At 65.6% G+C, this 11,594-nt stretch carries 8 protein-coding genes and 2 pseudogenes; 7 read left to right on the top strand and 3 right to left on the bottom strand.

Features of this window, described 5'->3' with window-relative positions:
* Nucleotides 1-151: 151 nt before the first annotated feature.
* Nucleotides 152-810: pseudogene (locus ACGI6K_RS01645) on the top strand (aldehyde dehydrogenase family protein); the annotation flags it as partial.
* 18 nt (nt 811-828) lie between these two features.
* A pseudogene (locus tag ACGI6K_RS01640) lies at nt 829-1,083 on the top strand (OprD family outer membrane porin); the annotation flags it as partial.
* A 93-nt stretch (nt 1,084-1,176) separates the two neighbouring features.
* On the opposite strand, the gene ACGI6K_RS01635 reads toward ACGI6K_RS01640, so the two are convergent.
* The gene (locus ACGI6K_RS01635; protein ID WP_376948284.1) at nt 1,177-1,569 is read right to left on the bottom strand and encodes an RNA-binding S4 domain-containing protein; all 393 of its coding nucleotides are present in this window, start codon (nt 1,567-1,569) and stop codon (nt 1,177-1,179) included.
* 92 nt (nt 1,570-1,661) lie between these two features.
* On the opposite strand from ACGI6K_RS01635, the gene ACGI6K_RS01630 reads away from it, so the two are divergent.
* Both ACGI6K_RS01630 and rimK read left to right on the top strand, forming a co-directional pair.
* The gene (locus ACGI6K_RS01630; protein WP_376948278.1) at nt 1,662-2,132 is read left to right on the top strand and encodes an ATP-dependent zinc protease family protein; all 471 of its coding nucleotides are present in this window, start codon (nt 1,662-1,664) and stop codon (nt 2,130-2,132) included.
* Nucleotides 2,129-3,034 (top strand): 30S ribosomal protein S6--L-glutamate ligase, encoded by a 906-nt coding sequence (rimK, locus tag ACGI6K_RS01625; protein ID WP_376948276.1) that lies wholly within the window; start codon nt 2,129-2,131, stop codon nt 3,032-3,034. The genes ACGI6K_RS01630 and rimK overlap by 4 nt, the downstream gene beginning before the upstream one ends.
* 243 nt (nt 3,035-3,277) lie before the next feature.
* On the opposite strand, the gene ACGI6K_RS01620 is transcribed toward rimK, so the two are convergent.
* Both ACGI6K_RS01620 and ompR read right to left on the bottom strand, forming a co-directional pair.
* A complete protein-coding gene (locus ACGI6K_RS01620; RefSeq protein WP_376948274.1) occupies nt 3,278-4,591 on the bottom strand; it encodes an ATP-binding protein in 1,314 nt (437 codons plus the stop codon).
* 97 nt (nt 4,592-4,688) lie between these two features.
* Entirely contained in the window at nt 4,689-5,429 is a 741-nt protein-coding gene (gene ompR, locus ACGI6K_RS01615) for an osmolarity response regulator transcription factor OmpR (protein ID WP_376948272.1), read from the bottom strand.
* Nucleotides 5,430-5,956: 527 nt separating this feature from the next.
* Here ompR and ACGI6K_RS01610 point away from each other — a divergent pair.
* Genes ACGI6K_RS01610 through bcsA form a run of 3 tightly spaced genes read left to right on the top strand, consistent with a single transcriptional unit; the run spans nt 5,957 to nt 11,586 of the window.
* Nucleotides 5,957-6,397 carry a hypothetical protein gene (locus ACGI6K_RS01610; RefSeq protein ID WP_376948271.1) on the top strand — a complete coding sequence of 147 codons (441 nt, stop codon included), beginning with the start codon at nt 5,957-5,959 and terminating at the stop codon, nt 6,395-6,397.
* Nucleotides 6,388-7,203, top strand: a complete 816-nt coding sequence (gene bcsQ / locus ACGI6K_RS01605; RefSeq protein ID WP_376948270.1) for a cellulose biosynthesis protein BcsQ — start codon at nt 6,388-6,390, stop codon at nt 7,201-7,203. The genes ACGI6K_RS01610 and bcsQ overlap by 10 nt, the downstream gene beginning before the upstream one ends.
* Nucleotides 7,204-7,212: 9 nt before the next feature.
* Nucleotides 7,213-11,586, top strand: coding sequence for a UDP-forming cellulose synthase catalytic subunit (gene bcsA, locus ACGI6K_RS01600; RefSeq protein ID WP_376948269.1), 4,374 nt, complete (start codon nt 7,213-7,215; stop codon nt 11,584-11,586).
* Nucleotides 11,587-11,594: the final 8 nt, after the last annotated feature.

Raw genomic sequence — 11,594 nt, 5'->3', positions numbered from 1 at the left:
CCCGCCAACGGACCATCCGGCCGACAGATGAGACAACCGATCAATTCATATGACGACACTTAACATCCGAAGAGGTACAGCTCCTGCCGATTCCCCGCCCGGACAGTCCGTCGACAACCGCGAACCTCTTATCGCTAGAGGCGTTGAAGCAATGCGGACCGAAGGCAAGAACTACACTGCGGGAACCCGCAGCAACGCGGGCGACATTCGCGTCCACAGTGTCGACGCCAGCACCGGCAAAAGTTGTCCTATGACTTCTACCAGGCCACCCCCGCCGAAGCGAACGCTGCCGCTGAGGCCGCCGCCTATCCGATCTACCGCGCCCTGCTAGCCGCCCGCCGTGCCGCGCTCCTCAGCGCCATCGTCTGCCCCGAGACCACCCTGCCCGCCGCGCGCAACCAGGGCGAGCGCGGCCGCACCAGCGGCCAGATGCGCCCGTTCGCCGAGTTCCTGCGCCGCGCCGACTTCCACGGCGCGCGCATCGACCGTGCCCTGCCCGACCGTCAGCCGCTGCCGCGCGTCGACCTGCGCCAGTGCCGCATCGGCCTCGGCCCGGTCGCCGTGTTCGGCGCCGCCAACTTCCCGCTGGCCTTCTCCACCGCCGCCGCCTTGGCCGCCGGCTGCCCAGCAATGTTCAAAGCGCACAGCGGCCACATGGCCACCGCCGAGTGCGTCGCCGATGCCATCGTCCGCGCCGCCGAAAAGACCGGCATGCCCACCGGGGTGTTCAACATGATCTACGGCAACGGCAACGGCAACGGCGTCGGCGAGGCGCAGGTAAAGCACCCGGCGATCCAGGCGGTCGGCTTCGGCCTCGATGTGCTGGCCATGCACGCCATCCGCCTCGACGGCGGCGGCCGCGGCGGCAAGGCGGACATCGAACGCAGCCCAGGCGGTATATTCCCGCTGGAAAGCCACGGCAAAGCAAAGACCGACTTCGGCCGGGTCGGCGGGCCAGGCCTGAAGGCCAGCCTGGTCTATGTCAACGGCGACAAGCGGGAATGGCAACGCAACATCCGCGTCGACTACAGGCTACAGGGCGGCCCGTTCAAGGGCGTCGGCCTGTTCTGGCGCAACGCCGCGCTGCGCGGCAACGACAGTCGCGACCTGGACGAAAACCGCCCGATTGTCACCTACCGCATTTTGCTGCTCCGAGCCCGCCCGCAGGACGCGCCTTCAGCGCTCCTCGCGGAACTGGAACAGTTGCCGGCGCTGTTTCTTGTTCGGCCGGCCCGAGGTCTCCAAGCCGAGTGCACCGGCCTTGCGCAAGGCCGTGGCTTCCTCGCGCCGGGCCTGGCTCTCGGCGGTCTCCTCGTAGAGCCGCTGGGCCTCGGGCGCGCCACGGCGCACCGCGCTGAGCGCGCGGATCACCACGGTGCGCTCGTCGAAGCCGCCGCGGATGGTCAGTTCGTCGCCGATCCTCGGCTCCTTCGAGGGCTTGCAGCGCTCGCCGCGGCAGTGCACCTTGCCGCCCTCGATGGCTTCCTTGGCCAACGCCCGGGTCTTGTAGAAACGCGCCGCCCAGAGCCACTTGTCCAGACGGATCTTTTCGTCATCTTTTTCGTTCATGCTTGTCGATCACCTCTACGCCGGCCTGAACAGGTGCGGTTGCCGGCCGTGCCGATTAGAATGCCTCACACCGACTGTGGAGCGCCGCCTTCTTGAAGACATTCGACCATCTTTCGGTGATTGGTCTGCGCGAATGGATCGACCTGCCCGAGCTCGGCGTCGCCGGGCTGCGGGCGAAGATCGATACCGGTGCCAGCACCTCGACCCTGCACGCCACCGAAGTTGTGCAGTTCGAACGCGACGGGCGCCCCTGGGTGCGCTTCACCGCGCACCTCGGCACCTTCGTGCAACTGCGCCATCGCCATTGCCAGGCGCCCCTGGTGGCCGTGAAGACCATCAAGAGCTCCAACGGCCAGACCCAGACCCGCTACGTCATCCTCACCACCCTGGCGCTCGGCGACCGCACCTGGCCGGTGGAGTTCACCCTGACCTGCCGCAAAGCCATGCGCTACCGTGTGCTGCTCGGCTCGCGGGCCCTGGTCGACGGTCAACTGGTGGTCAACCCGGCGCTAGCCTACGTGCAAGACAAACCCACCCTCCCCAAGCTGCTTGGTGTCCAATGAAAATCGCCGTGCTGTCGCGCAACCCGCGCCTCTACTCGACCCGTCGCCTGGTGGAGGCCGGCGAGCGGCGCGGGCATCAGATGGTCGTGATCGATACCCTGCGCGCCTACATGAACATCGCCAGCCACAAGCCGCAGATCCACTACCGCGGCCGCCCGCTGGAAGGCTTCGACGCGGTGATCCCGCGCATCGGTGCCTCGGTGACTTTCTACGGCTGCGCGGTACTGCGCCAGTTCGAGATGATGGGCGTGTTCCCGCTCAACGAATCGGTGGCGATCAGCCGCTCGCGGGACAAGCTGCGCTCGCTGCAACTGCTCTCGCGCAAGGGCATCGGCCTGCCGGTGACCGGCTTCGCCCACTCGCCGGACGACATCCCCGACCTGATCGCCATGGTCGGCGGCGCGCCGCTGGTGATCAAGCTGCTGGAAGGCACCCAAGGCATCGGCGTGGTACTCTGCGAGACCCAGAAGGCCGCCGAATCGGTGATCGAGGCTTTCATGGGCATGGAGCAGAACATCATGGTCCAGGAATACATCCAGGAGGCCGGCGGCGCCGACATCCGCTGCTTCGTGGTCGGCGAGAAGGTCATCGCCGCGATGAAGCGCCAGGCCAAGCCTGGCGAGTTCCGCTCCAACCTGCACCGCGGCGGCACCGCCAGCCTGATCAAGATCACCCCAGAAGAACGCATGACGGCGATCCGCGCCGCCAAGGTGATGGGCCTGAACGTCGCCGGGGTGGACATCCTGCGCTCCAATCACGGCCCGCTGGTGATGGAAGTGAACTCCTCTCCCGGCCTGGAGGGCATCGAGACCACCACCAGCAAGGACGTCGCGGGGATCATCATCGAATACTTGGAGAAGAACGCCGAACACGGCCTGACGCGGACCCGCGGCAAAGGCTGAGCCGGAAACGGGCGACGCATGCGTCGCCCCAGCGTACATTCTTCACAGTCCGTGTGAAAACGTAGCGAGCGAAGGCCAGGCAAGGCGAAATCAGGTGAAGAAGCGCAGTTTACGCGTGGTAAATGAGCATGACTCACTCCGCTCACCCCTTCGAGGCCGCACTGAAGTGCGTTAACCGCAAGCGGCTTCTGAGCCTGATTTCAACGCAGCATGGCCGAGCGCGGTAGTTTTCACGCGGATTGCTCACACCGCGTCGCGTGGCAGCATCAGCCCCAGTGGTAGACAGACCCGCGCCTCCAGGCCGCCGCCCTGGCGGTTGCGCAGTTCGACGCTACCGCCGTGTTGGGCAGCGATGCGCTTGACGATGGCCAGACCCAGGCCGGTGCCGGTGCCGCCGCGGGCGCGGTCGCCGCGGGTGAAAGGGTTGAAGATCTCGTCCATCTCCGCCGGGTCGATGCCAGCGCCGCGGTCGAGCACGCTGAGTACCACGTAGGGCGCGCTCTGGTCTCCAGCTACGTAGGCGGCGACCTCGATCTGCTCGCTGCCGTGGCGCAGGGCGTTCTGCACCAGGTTGCCGAGCAGCCGCTTGATCGACACCCGGCGCAGCGGGAACGGCGGGATCGGCTGCAGGGACAGGTGCACCTTGTCGCCCTTCTGGTTGAACGGCGCCACCACCTCCTGCACCAGCTCGCCCAGTTCGAGCTGTTCCACTGTCTCGTCGCGACCGTCGCGGATGAAGGCGAGGAACTGGTCGAGGATGGCGTCCATGTCCTCGATGTCGCGCACCATCTCCTCGGTCAGTTCGGAGTCGTTGCCGAGCAGTTCCAGGGACAGGCGCAGGCGGGTCAAGGGCGTGCGCAAGTCGTGGGACACCCCGGCGAGCATCAGTTCGCGCTCGCGGCTGGCCTGTTCGACGTCGGCGGCCATCTGGTTGAAGGCGCGGTACAGTTCGGTCATCTCGCTCGGCGTGTCGCTGACCGGCAGGCGCACGCTGCGTCCCTGGCCGATCTGCCGGGCGGCGAACACCAGCAGCTTGAGCGGCGCGCTCAACTGGCGGACGAAGATCCAGGCCGCGGCGGTGGAGAGCAGGCCGATGCCGAGGAACCAGCCGAGCACGCTCCAGATCCGCTGACCGCGCAGCGGGTGCGGATACATAGGGATGCGCACCCAGTCCGCGCCTAGGTTGGGCGCATGTACCCAGAGCGCCAGGTTCGGCTGGGCACGCATGCGTACCTGGGTTTCCGGTCCCAGTTCGTCCTGCATCTGGCGCTGGAAGATTTCGCTGTAAGGCCAGTGGTGCTCACCGAGCGGCACGCTTTCCGGCGTGCCCCGCGCCAGGCCGGCCGCCTCGGCGATACGCGGCTGGTCGCGCTCGTCCGCGGCCCAGTAAGCGCGCAGGGTCAGCGCGGCGCCGTGGCTGTACTGGCGGTCCACCAACACGTCCTCGTTCATCATCAGATAGACGAGGGTCAGCGCCTTGGAGAACAGCACCACCAGCAGCACCAACCAGAGGGTGCGGGCGAAGAAGCTTTGCGGGAACCAGATAGGTGTTTTCATCGATGGCAATCACGAGATCGGCGGCAGGGCGGAACACCCTGCCAGGCGGTTTTCCAGCGCTCGGACCGGTGGGGAAAGTCGGCGGCCGTCCGGCGCCCTACGACTTAATGCCGTCCGGCACGAAGACGTAGCCGACGCCCCAGACGGTCTGGATGTAGCGCGGCTTGGACGGGTCCGGCTCGATCAGCCGGCGCAGGCGCGAGATCTGCACATCGATGGATCGCTCCAGCGCGTCCCATTCGCGGCCGCGGGCGAGATTCATCAGCTTGTCGCGGGTCAGCGGCTCGCGGGCATGCTCGACCAGCGCCTTGAGCACGGCGAACTCGCCGGTGGTGAGCATCTGCACCTGGTCGCCCTTCATCAATTCGCGGGTGGCCAGGGACAGGCGGTAGTCGCCGAAGCTGACGATCTCGTCCTTGCTGGCCGGCGCGCCCGGCACCACCGGCGCCTGGCGGCGCAGCACGGCCTTGATCCGCGCCAGCAGTTCACGGGGATTGAACGGCTTGGCCAGGTAATCGTCGGCGCCCTGCTCCAGCCCCTGGATACGGCTGCTCTCGTCACCCTTGGCGGTGAGCATGATGATCGACACCTGGTTGTCGCTCGCGCGCAGCCGGCGGCAGGCGGACATGCCGTCCTCGCCGGGCAGCATCAGGTCGAGCACCACCAGGCTGAAGAGTTCGCGACCGAGCAGGCGGTCCATCTGCTCGACGTTCTCCACGGTCCGCACGCGGTAGCCCTGCTCGCTGAGAAAGCGCTCTAGCAGGTGCCGCAGACGTGGGTCGTCATCGACGATGAGGATCTTTTCGCCTTCCGGCGTGGCGCTGGCTGTGCTGTTCATCGGGACTCCTGACGGCGATCGGGCGCCATTATGACGTAGCCCGCAAGGCCGGGCCGCCGACCATTGTTAGCAGATTTTACCCGGTGCCGGGTATCCCGCTAGCGCAAGCTTTCCAAGGCATGGCGGACCCCGGCCGATCGTGTCGCACGGAGCGGGGGAGGCGGTCCGTCCTTATTGGATTGTCGTTGTGTTCCCATGGATCGCCGATAACGCGACACTGGTTCGCCAGCTCCGTTCAACGGCCATCTGCTACAACAAAGTCACGCCCGCCCGACGAGCGGCCCTTGGAACTATTGTTCGTCATATTGAACCAATATATTTTTAGTATTAAAATAATATGTTTTTAATATCGCTCTACAACTATTGTTCGCGATATTGAACTACTATATTTTTAGTATCGCTCTGCAACTATGAAAAGAATCGTCAAAAAACCGACGAAGATTATTGCCGCGCCTTCCCGATGACCGTTCTTACCACAACCGATGCCTACGCATGCGCGAGCTTTATACGAGCCGCGATGCACGGGTGTGAACCTGGAGTTGATCGTGCAGGACGATGTAAAACGACTGATGCAGCAGACGAACGGCTCGCCGGACGCCTATCGAGAGTTCGCGGGCAACGCCGCCGGCCAGGCATCCCCATGGGCACTGCTGCAGGCGGTGCAACAGGAAATCGACGTGCCCCTGGAAGCGCCGCGCATGCCAAACGCCGCTCCCCGGCCGGCCCCGTTCCCGCTCGAAAGCGTCGCTCCCGCACCGACCGCCGCTCGTCCCGCACAGGCGATGGATGCCTCGCCCGTGCCGGCGGCCACAACGCTTTTCGGTACGCCGGAGCCCGCCCAGGCTGCGGCGGGCAACCCCTTCGGCAGGCTCTTCCGGAACACCCCGCCGAGTGACCGGGACAGCCGCCAGGAACCATCCGAAGTCTCCCTGAAAAGTCTCCTGCGAGACATCGGCACATGCCGCTGATCTGCGTCGCCTCCCCCAAGGGCGGGGTGGGCAAGACCACGTTCGCGGCGGGGCTCGCCTTCGCCCTGCAACGACTCGGCCTGCCGGTCACGGTCATCGACTTCGATGTGCAGAACGCCCTGCGCCTGCATTTCGCCGCCGCCCTTGGCGACCCGCGCGGTTACGTGGCCCACGCCGAGCAATCCGACTGGCAGCGACTGGCGCTCCAGACTTCCGGCGGCATCGGGCTGCTGCCCTACGGCACGGTCGGCGAGGCGCAAAGACTGCGCTTCGAGGCCCGCCTCGCCGAGACCCCACGCTTCCTGGAGGAGGCCCTGCGGGGAATCCTGTCGATCCCGCGCATGGTGGTGCTGGCCGACACGCCGCCGGGTCCCTCGCCGGTGCTGAATGCCCTGAACGCCATCGCCGACATCCGCATCGCAGTTCTGCTGGCCGACGCCGCGTCCGTTTCGCTGCTGCCGCAGATCGAGCAGGGCCTCTTCTACATGCCACAGGCTACCCGGAGTCCCCTGCCGGTCCTCTACATCATCAACCAGGTCGATCGCCGCCGTCGCCTGAGCGCCGACACCACGGAATTCATGCGCGCGCGGCTGCAGGGGGCGCTGCTCGGACTGGTGCACCGGGACGAAGCCCTGGCCGAGGCGCTCGCCTCGCAACAATCGATTTTCGCTTTCGACCCCGGTTCCGCGGCCGCTCACGATCTCGACACGATCGCCCGCCGGCTCGGGGAACTGCTCGGAGACCTGGAGCCCCACGCCTTTAGCGTGCACCGCCACAGGGCTGAACGGCCGATACCCCACGGGTAACCACCTACCATGCCTCCCCCCTCCCAGAAAGCAGGGCTGACAAGGCTGTCGGCCTTCATTCTGATACTCGTCGCCAGCCCGGCTCTGCTGCTGTTCGTCACCGTGCCGCTCGACCTCTCCATGCAGGTGGGGATGGGCGTATGCGTGATCCTACTCATGCTGCTGCTAGGCCGGCTCCAGTCCTATACCGTCACGCTGATCCTGATCGTCGTTTCGGTCGCCGTCTCCACCCGTTATCTGTATTGGCGGACCACCCAGACGCTGGTGTTCGACAACGGCCTGGAGGCATTCTTGGGCATCGGGCTCTATCTGGCCGAGACCTACGCCTGGCTGATCCTGGTGCTGGGCTATTTCCAGAGCATCATGCCGCTGAAACGGTCGATCCGGCCGCTACCGGAAGACCTCTCGCAATGGCCGACGGTCGATATCTACATTCCGACCTATAACGAAAGCCTCGACGTCGTCCAGGACACCGTGCTCGCCGCGCAGAACATCGACTATCCGGCGGACAAGCTGCGCATCTACCTGCTCGACGACGGCAGGCGCCCCGAGTTCGGCGCCTTCGCCGCAGCGGCGGGCGTCGGCTACATCACGAGGTCCGACAACCGGCACGCCAAGGCCGGCAACCTGAACAACGCCTTGAGCCTGACGGATGGCGAGCTGATCTGCATCTTCGACTGCGACCACGTCAGCACCCGCGCCTTCCTGCAGGCCACGGTCGGGTCGTTCCTGCAGGACGCTAGGCTGGCCCTGGTACAGACCCCGCACCACTTCTACTCCCCCGACCCCTTCGAGCGCAACCTCACCACCGGACGGGAGGTTCCCAACGAGGGCGAGCTGTTCTACGGCCCCGTACAACAGGGCAACGACTTCTGGAATGCGGCGTTCTTCTGCGGCTCCTGCGCGGTGATTCGCCGCAGTGCCCTGGAGGAAATCGGCGGCTTCGCCGTAGAAACCGTCACCGAAGACTCGCATACTGCGCTCAAGCTGCAGCGCAGGGGCTGGAACACCGCCTTCCTGCCCATCCCGCTGGCCGCCGGCTTGGCCACCGAGCGCCTGGCCCTGCATATCGGCCAGCGGATGCGCTGGGCGCGCGGCATGACGCAGATCCTCCGCTTAGACAATCCCCTGCTGGGCCGCGGCCTGCGCCTGCCGCAGCGGCTCTGCTATCTCAATGCGATGCTGCACTTCCAGTTCGCCCTGCCACGCATCGTCTTCCTTACGGCACCGACCGCCTACCTGATACTCGGGCAGAATGTCATCGCTGCCTCCGCTCCCGCGGTCTTCGCCTATGCGCTTCCGCACCTGGCGCACTCGATCATGACCAACGCCAGAATCCAGGGCCGGCATCGCTATTCCTTCTGGGGTGAACTCTACGAGACGGTGCTGGCCTTCCATGTCCTCAAGCCGACTCTAGTCACCCTGATCACCCCCAAACGCGGCAAGTTCAACGTGACCGACAAGGGCGAAGTGCTCGATCGGGGTTTCTTCGATTTCGCCCTGGTCAAACCGCACCTGCTCACTGCGGCGCTGCTGGCGACAGCCATCACCGTGGGTCTGTTCCGCTACTTTTATATCGATTGGTTTCCAATCGATCCCAAGGTGCTCGCACTGAACATCGGCTGGGCACTGTTCAGTCTGGTCGTCCTGCTGGCCGCTTCCGCCGTGGCCATGGAGAGCCGGCAACTGCGTAGCACCACTCGGCTGAAACTAAAGTTGCCGGTCGTCCTGCATTTCGACAACGGACGAAGCTGGCAGGGGGAAACCCTCGACATCTCCATGGGTGGCCTCAGGGTCATTCCGACGCGGCCCCCAAAGCCGCTGCCGGGCCGGATCGAGTGCATCGAAATCTCCTGCAAGGGACGTTCCGCGCTGTTTCCTGCACACCTCGTGGTGACCGGCGACCGGGAATTGCGCCTGAGCTTCGATCCGCTAGACGTCGATCAGCGGCGCGAACTGGTACGCATCATCATGGGCAGGGCAGATGCCTGGCTCCCCGAAGCCTCGAAACGGACGGACCGGCCCCTACGCTCGTTTTGGAGCTTGCTGAAAAATGCCCTCATGCTGCTCAGCATCGGCAGACAGCAAAAAAAAGATGCGGCTCCAACGAATGGCGCGAAAGCTTCGCATGCGCAAGCCGGCCCGACAATGCCGAACTCCCTCCTGCTGCTTTTCCTGTGCGTCTTCTGTCTCGTGACGGCGGCGCCCCTCGAAGCGCAAGAACTCGCGCTCCCGCCGCCATCGGCGCAGCCGAGAGCGCCTGCGGCGGCTCCGGGCCTGATCGAGGTTTTGCGCTTCGAACAACTGGGCATCGCCGATGGAACGACATTACGCGGGGCAAAGGCCGAAGTAGGCATTCCCTTCTCGATCGGTCGCCAGCAGATCGTCAGCGAAGCCCGACTCGACCTACACATCCGCCATGCGGATAAACTGCCGGCTAAAGCCCACCTAGAGGTTCTGCTCAACGGCGAGGCGATCGACGACCTGCGCCTGACGGCCGGCGCGCCGCTCGACGACTTTGTCGAGATAGCCATCAACCCCCTGTTGTTGCTGCCCCACAACAGCCTGAACCTCAGGCTGCGCAGCGACGAGCGGCGCTGCGAGTCGCCCGAGCACTCGCCGCTGCAGGTCGCCATAGGCAAGGACTCCAGCCTCTCCCTAGAACTGCGCCGGCTGCCCCTGGCGAACGATCTGGCACTTTTGCCCGTCCCCTTCTTCGACGAAGCGCAACTTGGCGAGTTACACCTGCCCACGGTCTTGGCCGGACAGCCCGGCGAGACAACCTTGCGCAGCGCCGCGCTGGCGGCCTCGCATTTCGGCGCGCTCGCCCGCTATCGGAGCCTGGACTTTCCGGTGACGATCGGCACGTTGCCGTTGGGCAACGCTCTGCTGTTCGCCCTCGCCGGGCAGAGCCTCGATGGTCTGGACCTGCCTCCTATCGAGGGACCGACGCTGGCCGTGCTGGACAACCCCCGCGACCCGTACGCCAAACTGCTGCTGATCGCCGGACGCACCCCGGACGAGCAGTACGCGGCGGCGCTCGCCTTGGTCCTCGGCGCCGGTCGCCTGAAAGGCGCCAGCATGCTGCTGGAAGAACCACCCACGCCGCCACGGCGCGCACCCTACGATGCGCCGCGCTGGCTTCCTACCGAGCGGCTGGTACGCCTCGCCGAACTGACCGACAAGGACTTGGCTAGCCAAAGCCCCACGCCGGCCAAAGTGAGCCTCAACTTCCGCGCCGCGCCGGATAATTTTTTGTGGGCAATGGCGAACATCCCGGTACACATCCGCTACCGCTTTCCCGAAGGAGACTGGCTGGATACTTCCCGAACCCATCTGGATATCGTCCTCAACGGCCGCTACCTGACCTCCCTGCCGTTGCTGAAAGCCGGTCCGCTGGAAAGGCTCAAGCATTACCTCGGCCAGCAGACCCGCCAGGAAGAGGCCAGGGTCGAAATACCCGTCGACCTGATCTACGGCGACAACCGCCTGGATTTCCATTTCAACCTGCGCACCAGGGACGACCCGGACTGCACGCTGGAACTGCCCGAACAGGCCCTGAGCCGGATCGACGGCGACTCCTTCATCGACTTCAGGGGCACCCGGCACTTCGCCCGGATGCCCAACCTGTCGTTCTTCGTCGGCGCTGGCTTCCCCTTCACACGAATGGCTGACCTTTCCGAAACGGCAGTGCTGCTGTCGGGCACGCCGCGGGAAGAGGAAATCGAGGCGATGCTCGGCCTGCTCGGACGCTTCGGCGAACTCACCGGTTATCCGGCCCTCGGCGTCGAAGTGCTCGTCGGCCCGGCCCGGCTGCCCTCGGTCGCCGGGCGCGACCTGCTGGCCATCGGCCGGCTCGACGGCGAGTTGCCCCTGGCATCCCTGCTCGCCGGCTCGGATTTCCATGTAAAGAAAGGACAACTGCGCATCGCCCCGTGGACGCCGCTCGAACGAGTACGCCGCTTCGTTCTGGGCGACTGGGACAGCCAGGCGCCGGAGGCCGCGCGACAACTCGCCGGCGACCAGCCGTTCCGCGGGCTGCTCAGCCGCCGCTCGCCCCTCGATCCGGAACGGGCGCTGGTGCTGGTCCTGGCCCGCGAGGCGCAATGGCTGCCGCAGATCGTCGAGAGCCTGCACACCCCCGAAGTCAGTGCGGAAATCCGCGGCGACCTCACCCACTTCGCGAGCGCCACACAGGTGCAGAGTTTCCGCGTCGGGACAGAGTTCGGCTATGGCATTCTCCCCTGGGATATCCATGTCCGCTGGCTGTTCAGCGACCGGCCGGTGCTGTTGATATCGATGCTGCTGGCTGCGGCGCTGCTCGTCGCGCTCGCCCTGCAACCCCTCCTGCGTGCACGTGCGGCACGACGCCTGAACGAATAAGGAGCCGG

It is taken from the genome of Azorhizophilus paspali, assembly GCF_043587585.2.
GTDB lineage: Bacteria > Pseudomonadota > Gammaproteobacteria > Pseudomonadales > Pseudomonadaceae > Azotobacter > Azotobacter paspali.
This window is presented reverse-complemented; position numbering and strand designations above follow the sequence as displayed.

Bases quoted from the DNA above. Each gene is read 5' to 3' on its own strand.
- ACGI6K_RS01635 (WP_376948284.1), bottom strand. From the start codon at position 1,569: ATGAACGAAAAAGATGACGAAAAGATCCGTCTGGACAAGTGGCTCTGG.
- rimK (WP_376948276.1), top strand. From the start codon at position 2,129: ATGAAAATCGCCGTGCTGTCGCGCAACCCGCGCCTCTACTCGACCCGT.
- ACGI6K_RS01620 (WP_376948274.1), bottom strand. From the start codon at position 4,591: ATGAAAACACCTATCTGGTTCCCGCAAAGCTTCTTCGCCCGCACCCTC.
- ompR (WP_376948272.1), bottom strand. From the start codon at position 5,429: ATGAACAGCACAGCCAGCGCCACGCCGGAAGGCGAAAAGATCCTCATC.
- bcsQ (WP_376948270.1), top strand. From the start codon at position 6,388: ATGCCGCTGATCTGCGTCGCCTCCCCCAAGGGCGGGGTGGGCAAGACC.
- bcsA (WP_376948269.1), top strand. From the start codon at position 7,213: ATGCCTCCCCCCTCCCAGAAAGCAGGGCTGACAAGGCTGTCGGCCTTC.